The organism is Pantoea sp. SO10 (genome assembly GCF_005281435.1).
Lineage (GTDB): Bacteria > Pseudomonadota > Gammaproteobacteria > Enterobacterales > Enterobacteriaceae > Pantoea > Pantoea leporis.
The window spans coordinates 4,082,148-4,101,480 of record NZ_CP040095.1; the positions used below are offsets into that span (position 1 = coordinate 4,082,148).

Here is a 19,333-nt window from a genome sequence, read left to right on the forward strand (position 1 = left end):
CTCATTATGAAAGCGTTATTGCGTCGTGATGTGCTGCTATTTTTCATTATTAGCTTGCTGTTTTTTATCAGCATTCACGCCTTTGATCCGTTTCTCGCCCCCTACATCATGTCGCTGAATGTCGAGGCGCGCGTGATGGGAATCATCATCGGCGCGACCGGATTGGCCTCGATGCTGCTGCGTTTTCCGACCGGCATTCTGTCGGACCGCTTTCGCCGCCGCAAACGCATTATCCAGATTGGCTTGTTGTTTACGCTGATCGCCTGGCCGGTGGTTTACCTTTGGCCGACACCGGAAACACTGTTTATCGCCAAGCTCGCCGATGGCGTCACCAGCGCGACGTGGGTGGTGTATAACGTGATGTTCGTGGCTTACTTCCCGCCGCTGGAAGCCGCCGCCGCGATCGCCATGCTGAGCGTCACCTCGCCGGTAGGCACTTTTATCGGGATTTCGGTGGCGGGATTTATTGCCCGTCATTTCGGTGCCGAATCGAGCTTTTTGGTGGCATCCGCTGCCGCGCTGCTGGCTTTTTTGCTGACATTCTTTATCCGTGAAAAACGCCCGGAAGCGATGCCCACGGCGCAACGTCTCTCTGCGGTTCGCACTCAGCTGCGTGATCCTTCGGTGTGGTATCTCGGCGGACTCTGTGCGCTGGTGATGATGGTGCCATTTGCCACGCGCGACACGCTGACGCCGCTACTGGCAGAAGGCTTTGGCATGGCGGCCGCTTCGCTGGCGACGCTAAGCGGCATTCATCTGTTCTTCTATGCGCTGGCCACCGCGCTGTGCGCGCCCTTCTTCTATCGCCTGCTGGGCTTACGCAACACCGCGATTATCGGCGGCGTGCTGCAAGGGGCCGTAGCGATAGCCATGCCTTACGCGCCCAATATCTGGCTGCTGTATGGCTTGCAGGCGCTGGCGGGCTGTGCCTTCGGCATGATCTCCACCGTGCTGAATTCGCTGATCGTCACCCGCACGCCCGCCTGGCAGCAATCCACTCGCGTTGGGCTATATCAAAGCATCTACTCCGCCGGGATTTTCTTTGGCCCGGTGCTGGTCGGCTACATCAAATATTACTTCGCGATGCAGCAGGGCTTTATGGTGATTGGCATTATTTCATTGCTGTCGCTGCTGCTGGTGCGCCATGTGATGCGGATGGTGAATGCCCGTCCTGTGGCGGAGGGCTAATCATGTCACTGCCTTTGGTGTTACTGGGCGGTACCTTGTGCGACGGCGCGTTGTGGCAACCGCTTTGCCGCCATCTACCGCAGCAGCCGATGATCATTCCCGAGATGAGCGGTGCTGACAGCGCCGAACAGCTCGCGGCACAGCTGCTGAATGATTTGCCGGCGCGCTTTTTACTGGTGGGATTCTCGCTGGGTGCGCTGGTGGCACTGGAGATGCAGGCGCAAGCCGCGCAACGCATCGCGGGCCTCGCGCTGCTGGCGGTGAATCCGTTGGCGGATGCGCCGGTCAACGCTGCGGGACGTATTGCCTTGCTTGATCGAGCTGCGAAAAACGGTATGCGATCGGTGATTGAGCAACTCTGGCCGCGCTATGTCCATGCATCGCGGCTGGCGGATCGCGAGCTGTTTGGCGCGCTGGTGACGATGGCAGAACGCAGCAGCGTTGAGCGCTTTCGTCAACAGACCGCCATCGCCCTACAACGTCGCGATTTACGGCATACCTTACCGGCGCTGCAGGCACCGCTGTTGATCCTCAACGGCGATAGCGACGCCATCTGCACCCCCGAACACCATCACCTGCTTGTCAAAGCGGCTCCCGCCGCACGCCACATCACGCTTGAGCAGTGCGGACACTTTCTGCTGCTGGAGCAGCCGCAAGCCTGTGCCCGCGCGCTGCAAACCTGGATTAAGAGGAGTGAATTATGCGTATCAACCCTTTAAAACAACGCCGTGAACCGATTATTAACGGCTGGCTGGCGATCCCCAGCAGCTACAGCGCCGAGATTGCCGGACATCAGGGCTTTGATGCCGTCACCGTTGACCTGCAACATGGCCTGATCGATTTCGCCGCCGCACTCAGCATGTTGCAGGCGCTATCCTCCACACCCGCGACGCCGCTGGTGCGCGTCTCGCACAACGAGCCGGCGCAGATTATGCGCATGCTGGATGCCGGCGCCTACGGCATTATCTGCCCGATGATCAACGATGCCGCCGAAGCGCAGCAGTTTGTCGATGCCTGCCGCTATGCGCCGCAAGGTTCGCGCTCGTTTGGTCCAGCGCGTGCGCTGCTGTATGGCGGCAAAGATTATCCGCAGCATGCTAACCAGCAAATTCTGACGCTGGCGATGATTGAAACACGCGCGGGGTTGGCCAATCTTGATGCCATTCTCGACGTCGAGGGATTGGACGGCGTGTTTATCGGCCCCAACGATATGTCTCTTACGCTCACCGGCCAGGCCAGCGCCGAATCGCAGCATCCTGAGATGTTAAATGCCATTGAACGGGTGCTGAGCCGCACCCGCGCCGGCCACAAACTGGCCGGTATTTTTTGTACCAGCGGAGAAGCCGCCGCACAGCGCATCGCACAGGGCTTTCAGTTGGTGACCCCCGCCAATGATGTGATGCAGCTAACGCATGCCGCACGCCACGCTGTCGCCACCGCGCGAGGTGAGGCGTTGCCTGTTCGTTCTGGTTCGGGTTATTGAGGAGAAGAAGATGAAACAGCAAACATTGTCCGCTACAGCAGCACGTGCGCGCCTGATCGCGCCGCAAGATATGGTGTCGTGCAATCTGGCGTTTATCGACTGCAAACTGCCGGGTTCGCATCTCAAGCAGAATTACTCATTTATCGGGCCGGGCGTGACGCAGTCGTCTGAGCAGGTGATCAATATTCCTGAAGCGCACGGTTTTAACATTGGCGCGGCAGCGATGCCAAAAGGCGTGACCAATAATCTGCATCTGCATTTCACTGCCGAAGTCTTCCTGATCCATGAAGGCAGCTGGCGTTTCCGCTGGGGAAATAAAGGCGAAGCGTCGCTGGAGCTCGAGGCTCCGGCGATTGTCAGCCTGCCAACATGGATTTTCCGTGGCTTCACCAATGTGTCGGCTACCGATACCGATGGCTGGGTATTTACCGTGCTGGGCGGCGATAACACCGGCGGCATTATCTGGCATCCCGATGTGATGTCGGCGGCGGCGGAGTATGGACTCTATCTCAGCCCCAATAACATGCTGATCGATACCTCAACCGGCGCGGCGATCCCGCCGGTTGCAGAGCGTATGCCGCCGCTGCCCGAGGCGGAGATGGCGCAGTTACAGCATTTTACGCCCGAGCAGATGGCGCAGTTTGCCGTCACCGGTGAGCAGCGCGCCTGGAGCGAACACGCGCTGCTGGATGCCATGTTGCCAGGTCACGGTGCGCGTATGGCGCCCGTCATCGGCTATGGCATCAATCAGGATCGTCAGGTCGCTCCGCCCATCAACACGCCACACGGCTTCTCGGTAGAGTGGCTGGCTTTGCCAAAAGCGGGTGAAATGGGTACGCATCGCTGCGCACAGGTGCAAGTACTCATGGTGTTTAAAGGCACGCTTACTGTGACCTTCAATCGTGATGGTGAAGAAGTGACGATGACAGCGCCGGAGCGTTCGGTGATTTCCGTGCCGGCAGGCAGCTGGCGTCGCTATCAGGCACCCGATCATCCGTGTGAAGTGGTGATTACCACTGCGGGTGACGGACGGAAAAAACTGGAATGGGATAAAGCGATTGTCGATGCCGCTGCTGCTTTAGGTTGGGGGCTGGATCCAGATGGCTATCTGGTACGTCAGGCATTGTTGCCGCTGGTGGCGCAGCGTGCCGGTCGGCGGTTAGCGACGCAAGAGGCGTAATCGTATGTAAAAAGGTCGCCATAAATGGCGACCTGACAATGTACGTTATGGCTTCATCACCTGGTCGTAGCTGCCGCCATCGGCGAAGTGAGTTTTCTGGGCTTGCGTCCAGCCACCAAACTTGTTGTCGATAGTGAACAGTTTTACCGGGGCGAATTTATTGGCAAATTTCTCCGCAACGGCTTTATCACGTGGACGATAGAAATTCTCCGCCGCGATAGTCTGACCTTCCGGCGAGTAGAGATACTTGAGGTAATCTTCGGCTACTTTGCGGGTGCCCTGCTCGTCGACCACTTTATCCACTACCGAAACCGTTGGCTCCGCCAGAATCGATTCGCTTGGGGTGACGATCTCAAACTTGTCTTTACCCAGCTTATTTACCGCCAGATAAGCTTCGTTTTCCCACGCTATCAGCACATCGCCAATGCCGCGTTCCACGAAGGTGTTAGTGGCACCACGTGCGCCGGAATCCTGCACTTCTACGTTCTTAAACAGCGATTTCACGTAAGCCAGCGCTTTGGCTTGATCGCCGTTGTTCTGATCCAGCGCCCAGCCCCATGCAGCCAGATAATTCCAGCGTGCGCCGCCTGACGTTTTCGGGTTTGGCGTGATGACGGAAACGCCCGGTTTGATCAGATCTGGCCAATCATGAATGCCTTTCGGGTTGCCTTTGCGCACCAGGAACACGATGGTTGAGGTGTAGGGTGCGGAGTTGTCCGGCAGGCGTTTAATCCAGTCTTTATTGATACGACCACGGTCAGCAATAGCATCGACATCAGATTGCAGCGCCAGCGTAACCACATCAGCACGGATGCCATTGATCACTGAGGTTGCTTGTTTCCCTGAACCGCCGTGCGACTGGCGAATCACCACGTTGTCGCCGGTTTCCTGCTTGTAATGCGCGCTAAACGCTTTGTTGTACTGCTCGTACAGCTCACGGGTTGGATCGTAAGAGACGTTTAACAGCTGAATATCCTTTGCCAGAACACTGGTTGAAGCCAGTAACAGGGTGACACCAATACTCCACTTATTCATTGCTTGCTCTCCCGAGGTCGTTATAGAACAAGACTGACACAAACTTATCCACGGATTAAAGAATTAAAAATAAGCTGTTATAACCGCACGGAATATGAGCAGGCATCAAAAAGGCGCGAATCGCGTCGCGCCTTGATGCTGAATAATCAGTAGAGTTTTTTCGCGGTATCCAGCCAGTCGCGTTTGAATGGACGCTTCATATTTTCAATCGCATCGATGATGTCGTGATGCACCATCTTCTCGTTCTGAATACCGACGCAGCGGCCGCCGTAGCCTTGTAGTAGCAGCTCGATGGAGTAGGAACCCATGCGCGAGGCCAGAATGCGGTCATAGGCACAAGGTGCGCCGCCACGCTGAATGTGACCGAGAACGGTAGCGCGGGTTTCGCGTTTGGTTTCAGCTTCGATGAAGTGCGCCAGATCGTCGATATCGCAGATGTGCTCGGTGATCGCCACGATGGCGTGCTTTTTACCTTTGGCAATGCCGGCTTTGATTTCAGCAACCAGCTCTTCGCGGGTATACGGGATTTCAGGCAGCACGATGAACTCGCAACCACCGGCAATCGCTGCCGCCAGGGTTAAATCGCCGCAGTAACGGCCCATCACTTCCACGATGGAGATACGCTGGTGGGAAGATGAGGTGTCACGCAGGCGGTCAATCGCTTCCACCACGGTTTCCAGCGCAGTGAAGTAACCGATGGTGTAATCAGTACCTGCTACGTCGTTATCAATGGTGCCAGGCAGGCCGATGCACGGGAAGCCCATTTCAGTCAGGCGCTTGGCACCCATGTAGGAACCATCACCGCCGATAACCACCAGCGCATCAATACCACGCTTTTTCATGTTATCAATCGCGGTCTGGCGCACTTCATCGTTGCGGAATTCTGGGAAGCGGGCGGAACCGAGGAAGGTACCGCCGCGGTTGATCATGTCTGACACGCTGTAGCGGTCAAGGTTGATCATGCGATCTTCGTACAATCCCAGATAGCCGTCGTAAATACCAAAAACTTCCAGTCCTTCACTCAGCGCGGAACGTACAACTCCGCGAATGGCTGCGTTCATGCCTGGGGCGTCGCCGCCGCTGGTCAGTACTCCGATTTTTTTGATCATGACAACCTCTGGATTGTTCAAAAACTAAGGATTATTCCTGCCATGTGTCCGGCGTGGACCAGCTCGCGATCGCATGGCTTAATAGTTGCAAAATAGTATATCAAACGCTTGATGCTGAATTGATTCAGGTCAGACAAGTTTTCGCTAATTTTTTACAGAGTTGTTAGCGTTACGTCACTTTTTTTGTGTAATTGCATGATTTTAAATCGCTAACCTTGAAAAAATCCATGTTGATTGCTCGGCACGACAGAACAGGGATCTTGATGGATGATGACGTCTGAGCCGGGAAACTTCTTGAGTAACGCCTGCTCAATTTGATCGGCCACCTGATGGGCCTGCACCAGCGGCAGCTGATCTTCCATCTCCAGATGCAGCTGGATAAAACGCGTGGGGCCCGATTGTCGCGTGCGTAATGCATGCGCGCCGCGTACGCCCGGCCAGTTGGTCACCACGTTGATAATCTCCTGCGTTTCATGCTCGGGCAAAACGCGATCCAACAGCGCCTGTACCGCGTCATAACCCATCCGCAACGCGCTATAGAGAATGTAAACGCCGATGCCGAGCGCGAACAACGCATCCGCCCGTACAAAACCATAGCTGCTCAAACCGAGAGCGACCAATATTGCGCCGTTCATCACCACGTCAGATTGATAGTGCAGCATGTCTGCGCGAATCGCCTGGCTGCGCGTGCGTCGCACCACCCAGCGCTGGAAGGCAACCAACGTCAGGGTTGAAAACAGCGCAATCACCGTCACCACAATACCCACCAGCGGCGCATGTAAGGTTTCGGGCGAGGCCAGATGCTGAATGCCGGTGAGAAACAGAAACAGCGCCGAGCCGGAGATAAACATGCTTTGCGCCAGCGCGGCCAGTGATTCGGCTTTACCGTGGCCGAAGGTGTGATCGTCATCGGCCGGCTGCAGTGAATAGCGCACTACCAGCAAATTGGTGAGTGAAGCGGCGATATCCACCAATGAATCTACTAACGCCGCCAACATACTGACTGAACCGGTATGCCACCAGGCGAAAATTTTTACGATTAACAGCAATGTCGCCAGCGTAGTTGCCGCCAGCGCCGCCCGATTCACTAACTTTGCATAGGAAGAATCCATGCTATGCCTCGTCGGATCGCACGCTTCATAGGTGCGGCCTTTAGGTCTCAAGATGGCTAAAGTTTATCATCGGCATAAGTGTGCTGCGTGATTGAATTTTAAGGCAATGATGTTAGAGAGAAATGACAGGCAAAAAAAACCCCCGCATCATGCGGGGGAAGACAGGGATGGTGTCTATGGCAAGGAAAACAGGGATACTATGTTACTGGTTACTGCTGGTACTACTCACTGCTTGCAGCGGTGATGATGGCTGCAATCCTGAGAGCCGACGAACTTCAGCTAATCGTCGCTCATAATTTTTCTGCAATGTCGCTTGCTGTGCAGGCGTTAGCAGGTGATACATCTGATTACGAACCCGAGCCATCTCGACTTGCTGTTCTACCGCTGCGCGGGCTTGTTTCTCTGCCTGCTGTCGGATAGCCGATTCGTTAAATTTGTCTGCAATGACAAGGTCATGCATAGTTTCTATATCTTGAACGCTGATGGTTGGGCGTTCGTGTCGCGCTTGCTGCATCAGGTCTCGCATCTGTTGCCGCTGTTGTTCAGTCAGCTCAATGCCATCGAACATGTAGCTTTGCGGATTTTGCGTCATACTGCCTGTCGTCAATCCGCTGTTCGGATGCATCTCGTCAATCGTCGTCGTGTCTGCTGCTTCGGCGCTGGCGTGACTGAGAACCATCGCTGAGGCAATGACGACGGCGGTTAAGTAGCGCATCGTTAACTCCCAGTTCGTTCCGTTTTGCGATTCAACGAGAGCCAGTGTACGGCGGTGGCTGCAAACATCCGTCAGGGGGTGTAAAACTACGTAAAGCGTTGGATTGCAAGTCAAGGAACACGGTATTTTGCCTGCGGAGGGCAATAAAAAATGAATAAAATCCTGTTGGTTGATGACGACCGCGAATTAACTTCGCTGCTTAAAGAACTGCTTGAGATGGAAGGTTTTGAAGTCATTGTGGCAAGCGATGGTGAGCAGGCGCTTAACCTGCTAGACAACACCGTGGACTTGCTATTGCTTGATGTGATGATGCCGAAGAAGAACGGTATCGACACTTTGAAAGAACTACGCCAACAGCACCAAACTCCGGTCATTATGCTGACTGCACGTGGCAGCGAACTGGACCGCGTTCTGGGCCTTGAACTGGGCGCAGATGACTATCTGCCTAAACCGTTTAACGATCGTGAACTGGTAGCGCGTATTCGTGCCATTCTGCGCCGTTCAAACTGGAGCGAGCAGCAACAGCAGCACGATAACAGCTCACCAACGCTGGAAGTCGACTGCCTGCGCCTGAATCCGGGTCGTCAGGAGGCCAGCTTCGACAGTGAAACTTTGGATCTCACCGGCACCGAGTTCACCCTGCTCTATTTGCTGGCACAGCATCTGGGTCAGGTGGTATCGCGTGAGCACCTTAGTCAGGAAGTGCTGGGCAAACGTCTGACACCGTTTGACCGCGCTATCGATATGCACATTTCTAACCTGCGTCGTAAATTGCCGGAACGTCGTGATGGTCATCCGTGGTTTAAAACCCTACGCGGACGCGGCTATCTGATGGTTTCGGCATCATGATTGGAAGTTTAACCACCCGCATCTTCGCCATCTTCTGGCTCACGCTAGCGTTGGTGTTGATGCTGGTTCTCATGGTGCCTAAACTCGATTCGCGCCAGATGACCGCGTTACTGGAAAGCGAGCAGCGTCAGGGCACCATGATTGAACAGCACGTTGAAGCGGAGCTGTCTCAGGATCCGCCGAACGACTTAATGTGGTGGCGTCGCCTGTTCCGCTCCATCGACAAATGGGCGCCGCCCGGTCAGCGTTTATTATTAGTGACCAGCGAAGGCCGGGTGATTGGCGCGCAGCACAATGAAATGCAGATCATCCGCAACTTCATTGGGCAGTCGGATAACGCCGACCACCCACAAAAGAAAAAGTATGGTCGCGTAGAGATGGTTGGACCTTTCGCGGTCCGCGATGGCGAAGACAACTATCAGCTTTACCTGATTCGTCCTGCCACCAGCTCGCAGCTCGATTTCGTTAATCTGCTGTTTGACCGCCCGCTACTGCTGCTGATTGTCACGATGCTGATCAGCTCGCCGCTGCTGCTGTGGCTGGCGTGGAGCCTGGCGCGCCCCGCGCGCAAACTTAAATATGCGGCGGATGAAGTGGCAAGCGGCAATTTGCGCCAGCATCCGGAACTGGAATCGGGGCCGCAAGAGTTTCTGGCTGCGGGTTCCAGTTTCAACCAAATGGTGAGCGCGCTCGAACGCATGATGACGGCGCAACAGCGTCTGCTATCCGATATCAGCCATGAATTGCGTACGCCGTTAACTCGCTTGCAGCTGGCAACCGCGCTCCTGCGTCGCCGTAACGGTGAAGGCAAAGAGCTGCAGCGCATTGAAACGGAAGCGCAGCGTCTGGATGGCATGATTAACGATCTGCTGGTGCTGTCGCGAACGCAGCACAATAACGCGCTGGTTAGCGAAGCGATGAAGGCCAATCAGCTTTGGAATGGCGTGCTGGAAGATGCCAAATTTGAAGCCGAGCAGATGGGCAAACTGATGGAAGTGCCCTATCCGCCTGGCCCGTGGCCGCTGTACGGTAACCCCCATGCGTTGGAGAGTGCGCTGGAGAATATCGTGCGTAATGCGCTGCGCTATTCGAATTCGCACATCAGCGTCAGCTTCTCGGTGGATATTGCGGGCATCACCATTCATGTCGATGATGATGGTCCAGGAGTCAGCCCAGAAGATCGCGAGCAGATTTTCCGTCCGTTCTACCGCACCGATGAGGCGCGCGATCGTGAGTCAGGCGGCACCGGATTGGGCCTGGCGATTGTCGAAACCGCCATCCAGCAGCATCGCGGCTGGGTTAAAGCGGATGACAGCCCGCTCGGCGGTTTACGCCTCACGCTGTGGCTGCCGCTGTACTCCGCCCGTCAATAATTTGTTATGCTTCGGCCCTCGTTTCTGGGGGCCTTATGCTAAACATTGTCTTATTTGAACCTGAAATTCCGCCAAATACCGGCAACATCATTCGCTTGTGCGCAAATACCGGTTTCCAGTTACACCTGATTGAACCGCTGGGCTTTGCCTGGGATGACAAGCGCCTGCGCCGCGCCGGGCTGGATTACCACGAATATACCGCCTTAAAAAAACACGCCAATTACGCGGAATTTTTGGCAACAGAAACGCCACAGCGCATGTTCGCCCTCACCACCAAAGGAACGCCTGCGCACAGCGCGGTGAGCTATCAAAAGGGTGATTATTTGGTGTTTGGTCCGGAGAGTCGCGGTTTACCCGCAGAAATTCTCAGCGCGCTACCCGCTGAGCAGAAAATCCGCATTCCGATGATGGCGGAGAGCCGCAGCATGAACCTGTCTAATGCAGTATCAGTGGTGGTGTATGAGGCGTGGCGCCAACTCGATTATGCTGGCGCACTGATCAAAGGCTAGATGCCGTCGCCGTACTCAAAGCCTGCGCCGTTGAAGTGCTGATCCATATCCATCGACGGTTTATCGCTGGTCGGTTTACCGACAATGCGCGCTGGTACGCCGGCCGCCGTGGTATGCGGCGGTACAGGCTGCAGGACAACTGAACCGGCTCCGATTTTTGCGCCGCGCCCCACTTCAATGTTGCCCAGAATCTTGGCGCCGGCGCCAATCATCACACCTTCACGGATCTTCGGATGACGATCGCCGCTGGTTTTACCAGTACCGCCGAGCGTCACCGATTGCAGAATTGAAACATCATTTTCAATGATTGCCGTTTCGCCGATGACAATGCCGGTAGCATGGTCAAGCATGATGCCGCGACCAATGCGTGCCGCCGGGTGAATATCCACGGCAAATGAGACGGAGATTTCGTTCTGCAGATAGACAGCCAGCGCGCGGCGGCCCTCTTTCCACAGCCAATGGCCGATGCGATAGGCCTGCAAGGCGTGGAAACCTTTGAGGTAAAGCAGCGGCGTAGAGTATTTATCAACGGCGGGATCGCGCTGGCGTACAGCCTGAATATCGTAGGCCGCAGAGACAATCATCTCCGGGTCTTCACGATAGGCTTCTTCCACGATTTCGCGAATAGCGATAGCGGGCATGATCGGGTTCGCCAGCTTGTTGGCGAGCATATAGCTGAGCGCACTGCCGAGGTTTTCGTGTTTAAGCAATGTCGCATGGTAAAAGCTGGCCAGCATCGGTTCACAGTCGGCCAGTGCTCTGGCTTCGGCTTTGATATGGTTCCAGACCAGTTCTAACTCTTCAGACGACATTGCTGTTTGCTCCCGATAAAAAAAGCGCCTGATGGGGCGCTACAGGTGGTGACGCTGGCGCATCCTGCTTCAGCTTTGGCTGTTTTCGTCCTTCCTTGCACGGCCAAGTAAGGTCAATGCTGCCTCTCGCGCTGATTTTCCGCAATAGAGCACCTGATAAATCTGCTCAGTAATCGGCATTTCTACGCCGACACGCGCGGCCAATGCTTTGACTTCCTTAGTGTTTCTGTAGCCTTCTACAACTTGTCCGATAATGCGTTGCGCATCGTCTACGCTCTCGCCTTGCCCCAGCATCATGCCGAAACGACGGTTGCGCGACTGATTATCGGTACAGGTCAGCACCAAATCGCCTAAACCGGCCATGCCCATAAAGGTGGTGGCATCGGCACCCAGCGCTGCGCCGAGACGGCTCATTTCCGTCAGACCACGGGTGATTAAGGCAGTACGCGCGTTGGCACCAAAGCCGATGCCGTCAGAAATCCCCGCACCAATCGCAATCACGTTCTTCACCGCGCCGCCTAACTGCACGCCGATGAAATCCTGATTATTGTAGACGCGGAAACTTTTGCCGCAGTGCAGCTTCTGCTGCAGGTCTTCAGCGAACTCCGCATCGGTGGATGCCAGTGCGATGGCCGTTGGCATGCCGGCTGCCAGCTCTTTGGCAAAGGTGGGTCCGGAAATCACCGCGAGTGGAATCGCATCGCCGAGGATTTCACGCGCCACATCCTGCAGCAACCGGCCGGTCTCTTTTTCCAGCCCCTTAGTCGCCCAGACAATCCGCGAATCGGCACGCAAATGCGGCTTAAGCTGCGTCAGCACGTCGCCAAATACATGGCTCGGCACGACGACCAGCAGATCGCGACTGGCGTTAACCACGGTTGCCAGATCGGCTTCAGGAACGAGATTATCAGGGAAAGGGACATCGGGCAGGAAAGCAGCATTGCAGCGGTCAGCTTGCAGCTGCGCCACGCTTTGAGGATTGTGGCCCCAGAGCAGAACCGGATGGCCGTTGCGGGCCAGCGTGATGGCCAATGCGGTGCCGTACGAGCCGGCACCGATGACGCTAATTGAAGCGTTGAGTTTAGTCATCAGGCATCCTGATGTGGCGCTTCGCCTTCACCTTGCTGCTGCAGATAGTTCATGAACAGCGCATCGAAGTTCACTGGCGCCAGGTTGAGCTGCGGGAAAGTACCACGAGACACAAGGCTGGTTACGCATTCGCGTGCATACGGGAACAGAATGTTCGGGCAGTACGCGCCGAGGCAATGCGCCATCTGCGTGCCTTCGATACCGCTAATGGTGAAAATGCCCGCTTGCTGTACTTCACACAGGAATGCGGTTTCTTCGCCAACGGTTGCCGTTACGGTAACGCGCAGAACGACTTCAAAAACGCCATCAGCTAACTGAGAAGAGGCGGTGTCCAGATCGAGCTTCACTTCCGGTTCCCACTCTTTCTGGAAAACCTGCGGTGCGTTTGGCGCTTCGTAAGAAACATCTTTGGTGTAAACACGTTGAATCTGGAACTGCATTTCGCTGCTGCTTTGCTCTGACATGTGACTAAATCCTGTGAGTTAAAATTGTCTGACCGAAAAGTTATGCCTGGAGTAAAGGATCAAGTCCCTGACGCCCATCCAGCGCGTAAAGATCGTCACAGCCGCCAATGTGCTGCGCATCAATAAAAATCTGTGGCACCGTAGTGCGGCCGCTGCGTTGAATCATCTCTTCACGTTTCGCCGCGTTCCCGTCAATGGGAATCTCCTGGAACGACACGCCTTTCTGATCCAACAACGCCTTTGCACGGTGGCAATAAGGACAAGTGACTTTGGTGTAGATCTCTACATTCGCCATACGGTTACCTCTGAGAAGTTATTTACCGCGCACCAGTGGCAGATTTTCACCACTCCAGCCGCTCACGCCATCTTTCAGTACGGAGACTTTTTCAAAACCCGCTGCGCTCAATTTCGCTGCAGATTCACCCGCACTTTGACCGGTCGCGCAAACTACAATTATGTGCTGTGACTTGTGCTTTTCCAGCTCGCCAAAGCTCTCTTTTTTGATGTCTGCTGCCGCTACGTTGATAGCCCCAGAAATGTGTCCTTTGCGGTAATCGTCACGTGAACGCACGTCTACCACCACCGCGTCCTCTTTGTTTATCAGGTGGGTAGCTTCACCACGGCTGATAGTTTTTACTTTAGAGAACATACCTTTAACGGTGGTCACAATCACGAGAACGAGTAAAGCGACCCATGCCAGACTGAGGATGGGGTGATTGCTTGCAAACTGCATAATTTCTTGCATGAGGGGTAACGACTCCAAACCGGGCTGATAAGCTAAAACAAGGGTTCTGAGTATACCTGCGCCACTTCGCATGTACAGTCGCTAAGGGGACAGAGTTACGATTTGTGCGTCATTTTCCAAAAAAAGTGTTCTAATCCCAAAATTAAGACAAAGTTTATGCCGGTAAGCTCGGTACAGACATTTTTAGTAAAGTAAAACCCGGCCGGGCTAACTGGTAAGCGGCTGTTCATCGTGGAATAATTATCGACTATGAAGGGAAAAGCGACCGTTACACACACAAGGACCCGTTACAACGGCACTGCGCTTCCGTTGTCATTTCGCTGGTCCGAAATCTCCCTGAGTCTGCTTCTGGCGGGCACATTATTACTTCCTGCCGCTGCACGCAGTGCGGATGACAGTAAAACGCAGTTGAAGTCCATTCAGCAGGACATTGCCGAGAAAGAAAAGAGCGTTAAAGCGCAGAAAGTGCAGCGCAGTAAGTTGTTGGATCAGCTGCAAAGCCAGGAAAAAGTGATTGCGCAGGCCAGCCGTCAGCTGCGCGAAACGCGTAACAGCCTCAGCACGCTCGAGGGTGAAATTGCGCAGGTCACCTCTTCTATCTCGCGGCTGGAAAAGCAGCAAGCACAGCAGGAAAAACTGCTGGCACAACAGCTTGATGCCGCCTTCCGTCAGGGACAGCATAATGGTCTGCAGTTGCTGCTCGGAGGCGAAGAAGCCCAGCGCAGTGAGCGCATTCTTGCATATTTCGGCTATCTCAACGCCGCACGCCAGAAAAACATCGACGATCTCAAACAAACTCAGCAGCAATTAGCGGAACAGCGTCAATCATTGCAGGGCAAACAGGAGCAGCAAAAATCGTTGTTGGCCCAGCAGCAGACGCAGCAAAGCAAGCTGGAAGTCGCCAGCGCGGCGCGTAAGAAAACGCTCACCATACTGGAAAGTTCGCTGGAGAAAGATCAGGCGGACCTGGTTGAAATGCGTGAGAATGAAAGCCGCCTGCAAAGCAAAATCGCCAAGGCAGAGCGTGAAGCACGCGAACGTGCGGAACGTGAAGCGCGCGAGGCGGAAAAAGTGCGTCAGCGTCAGGCGCAGGCGAAAGCCAAAGGATCAAGTTATCAGCCAACGCAGAGTGAGCGCGAGCTGATGGCGCGTACCGGCGGATTAGGCAAGCCCGGCGGGCAAGCGGTTTGGCCGGTACGGGGACGTATCGAACATCGCTTCGGTGAATCGATGCAGGGCGAATTACGCTGGAAAGGTCTGGTCGTCGATGCGCCAGAAGGTACCGAAGTGAAAGCCATCGCTGATGGACGCGTACTGATGGCCGACTGGCTGCAAGGCTATGGTCTGGTTGTCGTTCTGGAACACGGTAAAGGTGATATGAGCCTTTATGGCTACAACCAAAGCGCACTGGTGAGCGTGGGTGCTCAGGTGAAGGCAGGACAGCCTATCGCCCTTGTGGGCACCAGCGGCGGCCGCGGCACGCCTTCGCTCTACTTTGAAATCCGACGCCAGGGACAGGCCGTCAATCCACTACCGTGGTTAGGAAGATAAGTTTTGTTTCAACCCTCTAAGCTCTCGGCCGCCCTATGCGGCCTGTTTCTGTCACTTTCCGCCCATGCGGGAAAACTCTCCATCGTGATCGATGACTTTGGTTATCGGCCAAAAGAAGAGAATAAAGTGCTGCAGATGCCCACCGCGATTTCCGTTGCGGTCCTGCCGAATGCGCCCCATGCGCGTGAGATGGCCACCAAAGCGCATCAGGGTGGTCGCGAAGTGCTGATCCACCTGCCGATGGCACCGCTTAGCAAACAGCCGCTGGAGAAAGACACGCTGACGCCCGAGATGAGCAGCACGGAAATCGAGCGGATTATTCGAGAAGCCAGCGGCAAAGTGCCTTTTGCGGTTGGCCTGAATAACCATATGGGCAGCAAAATGACCTCCAGCCTGCCCGGCATGCAGAAAGTGATGCAGGTGCTCAATCACTACAACTATTACTTTCTCGATAGCATGACGATTGGCAATAGTCAGTCGATCCCAGCCGCGCAAGGTACCAACGTTAAAGTCCTGAAACGCCGCGTGTTCCTTGATGATAGTCAGGATGAGGCTTCAATCCGCGCGCAGTTTACCCGCGCGGTGAAACTTGCGCAGCGCGATGGTTATGCCATTGCGATTGGTCATCCGCATCCGACGACGGTGCGCGTCTTGCAGCAGATGCTGCCGACATTGCCAGCCGATATCACGCTAGTGCGGCCAAGCCAGTTGCTGAATGAGCCGCTGCATCAGGGTACGACTCCGCCGCCATCCAAAACCCAGCCGCCACGCTTCCGTGCGCCAGGCGTGTGTAAGCCGGGCAAACCGTTGCCGCCCGTGCCGCAGCACTATGCCGTTGAGTTGATCAGTGAAAGCATTGCGCAAAGCCCATTGTTCAAGTATTTAGAGTCTTTGTTCTAAATTAAGTCAAAGTGCAAATGGGCCTTAACGTTAGCCTCTATACGGGGCTGATGTTTTTTTCGTTATAATGGCGAAATTATTTTTTGCTATGGCTGTCGAATAGTCAGATTCTCTAGGGTAAGCCGTATTAATGAAAAAGCGTTGGAAAATAAATCTAATTAACTCCGTGCTGAGTCTGCACGCTAAACTGAGCCAAATCGACAGAAATAAGTCCCCGCTGAGCGCGACCCATGAGTTCGAGCGCATCGTTATTTTTTCGACGACGGCATTAGGTGACTTGCTGTTTAACACACCAGCAATAAAAGCGATTAAGCGCCGTTATCCATCCGCCAAAATCATGCTGGTTTCCAGCGATAAAAACCGCGATCTGGTTGAAGACAGCGAATGGTTTGATCAAGTGGCTATTTGGGACAATAAAATTGTCCGTGCGCCTAATCTGATCAGGAAACTACGCCGTTTCAAACCTGATCTAACGCTGCTACTGCACTCCAGCTTAGGCTACGATATTCTTTGCGCGCGGTTAAGCGGCTCAAAATATCTGGTTAGAGATAATTTCGGTAGCGATAATCCTGTATTTAATCATTGGCTTGATCTCTACTCACCGCGAGCAGAATCACACATTATTCAACGTAAACTGAATCTTATTGGTTCATTAGGCTGTGACACCACTGATATCCGCATGGAATTTCCTATAAAAGTTGATAATGGTCACCAGCAGGAAAGCTCAACCATTGTCGGTTTTCAAATGGGCGCATCAGGTGATAACCGTCGCTGGCCCGTGGAACACTTTGCACAATTGGCAGAACGTATTTTTAGCCATAGTCCAGAATCCACTTTGGTTCTGACTGGAGCCGGCCAGGATCGCCCGATCGAAAGCGCCTTCTTTGCACTACTGCCAGAAAAGTATCATCATCGGGTCACTTCATATATTGGCAAAACGCGTCTGCCCGAACTGCTTCAGCTTATTAAGCGAATTGATGTATTGATAACGGGCGATACGGGGCCATTACATATTGCTGTTACCGCGCAAACGCCGACGGTAAGTCTGTATGTGGGTGCCAATCCTCGCCATACTGGACCTTATCAGGATCTGGATATTCACCAGATAATCCGTATTGAGCCTGAAGAAAATGATGACCCACAATTTCCTATGCGGAAAATCAATGTGGAACAGGTCTATAACGCAATGTTGAAAACGTTAAATTGATAATATATACCAGGTTTTAATGTGAAGCCTGGTATAGTTTTTTAGAAATTAGAAAATAATAAATAATAAATAATAAATAATAAATAATAAATAATAAATAATAAATAATAATAATAAATAATAAATAGATTTAAGGTTATGATCTATTTTAAAAAATAGCTTCTGGTGTAGCCTTCTCAAAAATATTCTCATCAAGAGCACTTTCTAATGAAAGGTTATACGCTTTAATCCCCGCTCGTTCTAATTCCCGGCTTGCATGGATAAAGGCGGGTTTAATAACCGCGCTAAAGTTAGATTCAAGTAGGCTTGGAAGCTTATCATTGTCGCTTTCATAAAAGCGCGGCGCTGAAAAATTATTCATATCAACGCCAGCTAATAAAATACGACTGGCACCCAGCCAGACGGATATCTGCAAGGCCCAATAAGCAACCGTGCCAGCATCGAAAACCCCCTGACATATATCCCAGGAAAAACCAGATATGAATGGCGTTTCAGAGAGAGAAATCCCCATTTTCCCCTGATAATTGAGGGCATACTCTTCAGGACGAACGATACCTCTGAATACTTTAAAGCTGAGATCTTCAATAATTGCCAGGCGGCACTTAACGTCCCGTAAATCAGCGCGCTGCAAGATATCATTGAAGCAGTGCACGGTTGTAAACAGAACCAGCTTTTCGTCATTAATAATATCTGTGACAAGATCGAATCTTTTATCGATAAATCCCCGATCGACGATGACATAATATGCAAAGGTAATTCTATCGCGCAGATTATAGGCGCCATTCACGCCCACAAATGTGGTGCTGGCAAGTTTCTCAATGTCTAATGATTTAACCGAAGGGCCAGTAGCCAGGATTGTCACATCTCCCGTTATCGTGGCACGCAATGCGATGAGATCCTCAATCTTAACTTGCTTTCCCCAGTAGCTTAGCCGCTGAATATTATCGGTTTTGGCTCGGCGGATCTTAATATGGGGCCACAAGTTTTCGTTATGTCTCAATGCCCTTGCATGAGTATAACGATAGATTTGTTTAAAAATTGAGGTCATTCAGAGCAGTTCCTTCAATTTTTCCATAACCATCTCGGCCGTAATTGCCTGCATGGTACCATCGCTTGCTTTTAATTCATGCTGATTCTTGCCATACCCGCCAATCAGTCCCGGATCGGTGGGACCAAATAGCGTGATATTCGGACGATCCAGCGCTGCCGTCAGATGACTTAAACCGGTATCTACCGACACTACCGCGCGCGCGCCAGCTAATTCTTGCGCTACCTGCTCCAGCGTTAACTTAGGCAATACCTCAACATGGTCGAAGCCTCCGGCCAGACGCTGTGCGCGTTGATGTTCATGCTCTGCGCCCCACGGCAATTTCACGCGCAATCCTGTTGGCTGAACTAACTCAATCAGCGCACGCCAGTGTGACTCCGGCCAGTGTTTGTTATCACGCGTGGTAGCATGCAGAAACACCAGATAAGGCTGCGTGTCATTGGGCAGCGTAGAGCGGAAATGGCCGGCAATCGCGTAGTCGCCCTGCGTTGCAGGCTTTTCATAGCCGAGGCTTTTGGCAAACAGCTCGCGCGTGCGTTCGACGGCATGCTGTTGCTTGTTGATTTCATGGCGTTTGTCATACCACCAGCTGGCGAAAGGTTCGCGTGCGCTGCGGCTGTCCTGCCCGTGCTTCTCGCCTTTTGCCAGGCGCGTTACCAGCGCGGCGCTTTTGATCAAACCTTGTGCATCCAGCACCACATCATACTGACGCGATTGCAGCTCACGCTTAAATTGCACACGCTCTTCACGCTGCTGGCTACCGAACCAGTGCTTGCGCCAGCGGCGAATCGCCACCGGCATTACTTTATCCACCGCCGGATGCCAGGCGGGGATTTGAGCGAAGTTTTCTTCAACCACCCAATCAAACTTGATGCCAGGAATCGCCTGCATCGCATCCGTGAGCGCGGGCAAGGTATGCAGCACGTCTCCCATCGAGGAGGTTTTAACAATCAAAACGTGCATC

21 protein-coding genes are annotated in these 19,333 nt (G+C 53.6%); 10 read left to right on the forward strand and 11 right to left on the reverse strand.

The genetic code is table 11. The features are described 5' to 3' along the window. Window positions 1-6 precede the first annotated feature (6 nt). The 4 genes from FCN45_RS18915 to FCN45_RS18930 are packed head-to-tail and all read left to right on the forward strand — an operon-like array spanning window position 7 to window position 3,851. Window positions 7-1,188 (forward strand): MFS transporter, encoded by a 1,182-nt coding sequence (locus tag FCN45_RS18915; RefSeq protein ID WP_158238591.1) that lies wholly within the window; start codon window positions 7-9, stop codon window positions 1,186-1,188. A gap of 2 nt (window positions 1,189-1,190) precedes the next feature. Then, window positions 1,191-1,907, forward strand: a complete 717-nt coding sequence (locus tag FCN45_RS18920) for an alpha/beta fold hydrolase (protein WP_137386761.1) — start codon at window positions 1,191-1,193, stop codon at window positions 1,905-1,907. After that, window positions 1,889-2,671, forward strand: a complete 783-nt coding sequence (locus FCN45_RS18925) for an HpcH/HpaI aldolase/citrate lyase family protein (protein ID WP_137386762.1) — start codon at window positions 1,889-1,891, stop codon at window positions 2,669-2,671. Before FCN45_RS18920 ends, FCN45_RS18925 begins: the two co-directional genes overlap by 19 nt. A 10-nt stretch (window positions 2,672-2,681) precedes the next feature. Then, window positions 2,682-3,851 carry a cupin gene (locus tag FCN45_RS18930; RefSeq protein WP_137386763.1) on the forward strand — a complete coding sequence of 390 codons (1,170 nt, stop codon included), beginning with the start codon at window positions 2,682-2,684 and terminating at the stop codon, window positions 3,849-3,851. A gap of 45 nt (window positions 3,852-3,896) precedes the next feature. Here the strand turns inward: FCN45_RS18930 and FCN45_RS18935 are convergent, their stop codons facing one another. From FCN45_RS18935 to cpxP, 4 genes are all read right to left on the reverse strand, one after another. Further along, window positions 3,897-4,886 (reverse strand): sulfate ABC transporter substrate-binding protein, encoded by a 990-nt coding sequence (locus tag FCN45_RS18935; RefSeq protein ID WP_101760661.1) that lies wholly within the window; start codon window positions 4,884-4,886, stop codon window positions 3,897-3,899. 146 nt (window positions 4,887-5,032) lie between these two features. After that, entirely contained in the window at window positions 5,033-5,995 is a 963-nt protein-coding gene (pfkA, locus tag FCN45_RS18940) for a 6-phosphofructokinase (protein ID WP_101760662.1), read from the reverse strand. A gap of 209 nt (window positions 5,996-6,204) precedes the next feature. Further along, a complete protein-coding gene (gene fieF / locus FCN45_RS18945; protein WP_137386764.1) occupies window positions 6,205-7,107 on the reverse strand; it encodes a CDF family cation-efflux transporter FieF in 903 nt (300 codons plus the stop codon). A gap of 202 nt (window positions 7,108-7,309) precedes the next feature. Further along, window positions 7,310-7,822: a cell-envelope stress modulator CpxP gene (gene cpxP / locus FCN45_RS18950; protein ID WP_101760664.1), complete on the reverse strand. Its 513-nt coding sequence runs from the start codon at window positions 7,820-7,822 to the stop codon at window positions 7,310-7,312. Window positions 7,823-7,972: 150 nt separating this feature from the next. Here cpxP and cpxR point away from each other — a divergent pair, with 150 nt between their 5' ends. From cpxR to trmL, 3 genes are read left to right on the forward strand one after another with little or no spacing between them, the layout of a single operon-like run. Continuing rightward, window positions 7,973-8,671, forward strand: a complete 699-nt coding sequence (gene cpxR / locus FCN45_RS18955; RefSeq protein ID WP_007885339.1) for an envelope stress response regulator transcription factor CpxR — start codon at window positions 7,973-7,975, stop codon at window positions 8,669-8,671. Continuing rightward, on the forward strand, window positions 8,668-10,044 hold the full coding sequence (cpxA, locus tag FCN45_RS18960) for an envelope stress sensor histidine kinase CpxA (RefSeq protein ID WP_101760665.1): 1,377 nt from the start codon (window positions 8,668-8,670) through the stop codon (window positions 10,042-10,044). Before cpxR ends, cpxA begins: the two co-directional genes overlap by 4 nt. A 35-nt stretch (window positions 10,045-10,079) precedes the next feature. After that, complete coding sequence (trmL, locus tag FCN45_RS18965) at window positions 10,080-10,553, forward strand: tRNA (uridine(34)/cytosine(34)/5-carboxymethylaminomethyluridine(34)-2'-O)-methyltransferase TrmL (protein ID WP_137386765.1); 474 nt, start codon at window positions 10,080-10,082, stop codon at window positions 10,551-10,553. Here the strand turns inward: trmL and cysE are convergent. The 5 genes from cysE to FCN45_RS18990 all read right to left on the reverse strand — a co-directional run bounded on the left by cysE (window position 10,550) and on the right by FCN45_RS18990 (window position 13,663). Further along, window positions 10,550-11,365: a serine O-acetyltransferase gene (gene cysE / locus FCN45_RS18970; RefSeq protein WP_007885334.1), complete on the reverse strand. Its 816-nt coding sequence runs from the start codon at window positions 11,363-11,365 to the stop codon at window positions 10,550-10,552. The two genes, trmL and cysE, sit on opposite strands and share 4 nt — an antisense overlap. Before the next feature lie 69 nt (window positions 11,366-11,434). Beyond that, window positions 11,435-12,454, reverse strand: a complete 1,020-nt coding sequence (gene gpsA, locus FCN45_RS18975; RefSeq protein WP_137386766.1) for an NAD(P)H-dependent glycerol-3-phosphate dehydrogenase — start codon at window positions 12,452-12,454, stop codon at window positions 11,435-11,437. Then, window positions 12,454-12,918 carry a protein-export chaperone SecB gene (secB, locus tag FCN45_RS18980; protein WP_101760668.1) on the reverse strand — a complete coding sequence of 155 codons (465 nt, stop codon included), beginning with the start codon at window positions 12,916-12,918 and terminating at the stop codon, window positions 12,454-12,456. Before secB ends, gpsA begins: the two co-directional genes overlap by 1 nt. Window positions 12,919-12,958: 40 nt before the next feature. After that, entirely contained in the window at window positions 12,959-13,213 is a 255-nt protein-coding gene (gene grxC / locus FCN45_RS18985; protein WP_007885328.1) for a glutaredoxin 3, read from the reverse strand. 18 nt (window positions 13,214-13,231) lie between these two features. Continuing rightward, complete coding sequence (locus FCN45_RS18990) at window positions 13,232-13,663, reverse strand: rhodanese-like domain-containing protein (protein ID WP_008109709.1); 432 nt, start codon at window positions 13,661-13,663, stop codon at window positions 13,232-13,234. Between the two features lie 249 nt (window positions 13,664-13,912). Here FCN45_RS18990 and envC point away from each other — a divergent pair, with 249 nt between their 5' ends. The 3 genes from envC to FCN45_RS19005 all read left to right on the forward strand — a co-directional run bounded on the left by envC (window position 13,913) and on the right by FCN45_RS19005 (window position 17,321). After that, window positions 13,913-15,214 carry a murein hydrolase activator EnvC gene (gene envC, locus FCN45_RS18995; protein WP_137386767.1) on the forward strand — a complete coding sequence of 434 codons (1,302 nt, stop codon included), beginning with the start codon at window positions 13,913-13,915 and terminating at the stop codon, window positions 15,212-15,214. A 3-nt stretch (window positions 15,215-15,217) separates the two neighbouring features. Continuing rightward, on the forward strand, window positions 15,218-16,114 hold the full coding sequence (locus FCN45_RS19000) for a divergent polysaccharide deacetylase family protein (protein WP_137386768.1): 897 nt from the start codon (window positions 15,218-15,220) through the stop codon (window positions 16,112-16,114). 130 nt (window positions 16,115-16,244) lie between these two features. Next, window positions 16,245-17,321 carry a glycosyltransferase family 9 protein gene (locus tag FCN45_RS19005; RefSeq protein WP_137386769.1) on the forward strand — a complete coding sequence of 359 codons (1,077 nt, stop codon included), beginning with the start codon at window positions 16,245-16,247 and terminating at the stop codon, window positions 17,319-17,321. A 148-nt stretch (window positions 17,322-17,469) separates the two neighbouring features. On the opposite strand, the gene FCN45_RS19010 is transcribed toward FCN45_RS19005, so the two are convergent. Both FCN45_RS19010 and rfaC read right to left on the reverse strand, forming a co-directional pair. Further along, window positions 17,470-18,369: a sugar glycosyltransferase gene (locus FCN45_RS19010; RefSeq protein WP_110868202.1), complete on the reverse strand. Its 900-nt coding sequence runs from the start codon at window positions 18,367-18,369 to the stop codon at window positions 17,470-17,472. Beyond that, a complete protein-coding gene (gene rfaC, locus FCN45_RS19015; RefSeq protein ID WP_137386770.1) occupies window positions 18,370-19,332 on the reverse strand; it encodes a lipopolysaccharide heptosyltransferase RfaC in 963 nt (320 codons plus the stop codon). Window position 19,333 lies beyond the last annotated feature (1 nt).

What these genes read in the sequence shown, in the direction of transcription:
- cpxR (WP_007885339.1), top strand. Translation starts at nt 7,973, where the DNA reads ATGAATAAAATCCTGTTGGTTGATGACGACCGCGAATTAACTTCGCTG.
- gpsA (WP_137386766.1), bottom strand. Translation starts at nt 12,454, where the DNA reads ATGACTAAACTCAACGCTTCAATTAGCGTCATCGGTGCCGGCTCGTAC.
- FCN45_RS18925 (WP_137386762.1), top strand. Translation starts at nt 1,889, where the DNA reads ATGCGTATCAACCCTTTAAAACAACGCCGTGAACCGATTATTAACGGC.
- cpxA (WP_101760665.1), top strand. Translation starts at nt 8,668, where the DNA reads ATGATTGGAAGTTTAACCACCCGCATCTTCGCCATCTTCTGGCTCACG.
- FCN45_RS18930 (WP_137386763.1), top strand. Translation starts at nt 2,682, where the DNA reads ATGAAACAGCAAACATTGTCCGCTACAGCAGCACGTGCGCGCCTGATC.
- FCN45_RS19005 (WP_137386769.1), top strand. Translation starts at nt 16,245, where the DNA reads ATGAAAAAGCGTTGGAAAATAAATCTAATTAACTCCGTGCTGAGTCTG.
- FCN45_RS18915 (WP_158238591.1), top strand. Translation starts at nt 7, where the DNA reads ATGAAAGCGTTATTGCGTCGTGATGTGCTGCTATTTTTCATTATTAGC.
- rfaC (WP_137386770.1), bottom strand. Translation starts at nt 19,332, where the DNA reads ATGCACGTTTTGATTGTTAAAACCTCCTCGATGGGAGACGTGCTGCAT.
- fieF (WP_137386764.1), bottom strand. Translation starts at nt 7,107, where the DNA reads ATGGATTCTTCCTATGCAAAGTTAGTGAATCGGGCGGCGCTGGCGGCA.
- grxC (WP_007885328.1), bottom strand. Translation starts at nt 13,213, where the DNA reads ATGGCGAATGTAGAGATCTACACCAAAGTCACTTGTCCTTATTGCCAC.
- cpxP (WP_101760664.1), bottom strand. Translation starts at nt 7,822, where the DNA reads ATGCGCTACTTAACCGCCGTCGTCATTGCCTCAGCGATGGTTCTCAGT.
- FCN45_RS18935 (WP_101760661.1), bottom strand. Translation starts at nt 4,886, where the DNA reads ATGAATAAGTGGAGTATTGGTGTCACCCTGTTACTGGCTTCAACCAGT.
- envC (WP_137386767.1), top strand. Translation starts at nt 13,913, where the DNA reads ATGAAGGGAAAAGCGACCGTTACACACACAAGGACCCGTTACAACGGC.
- FCN45_RS18990 (WP_008109709.1), bottom strand. Translation starts at nt 13,663, where the DNA reads ATGCAAGAAATTATGCAGTTTGCAAGCAATCACCCCATCCTCAGTCTG.
- cysE (WP_007885334.1), bottom strand. Translation starts at nt 11,365, where the DNA reads ATGTCGTCTGAAGAGTTAGAACTGGTCTGGAACCATATCAAAGCCGAA.
- FCN45_RS19010 (WP_110868202.1), bottom strand. Translation starts at nt 18,369, where the DNA reads ATGACCTCAATTTTTAAACAAATCTATCGTTATACTCATGCAAGGGCA.
- pfkA (WP_101760662.1), bottom strand. Translation starts at nt 5,995, where the DNA reads ATGATCAAAAAAATCGGAGTACTGACCAGCGGCGGCGACGCCCCAGGC.
- FCN45_RS18920 (WP_137386761.1), top strand. Translation starts at nt 1,191, where the DNA reads ATGTCACTGCCTTTGGTGTTACTGGGCGGTACCTTGTGCGACGGCGCG.
- secB (WP_101760668.1), bottom strand. Translation starts at nt 12,918, where the DNA reads ATGTCAGAGCAAAGCAGCAGCGAAATGCAGTTCCAGATTCAACGTGTT.
- trmL (WP_137386765.1), top strand. Translation starts at nt 10,080, where the DNA reads ATGCTAAACATTGTCTTATTTGAACCTGAAATTCCGCCAAATACCGGC.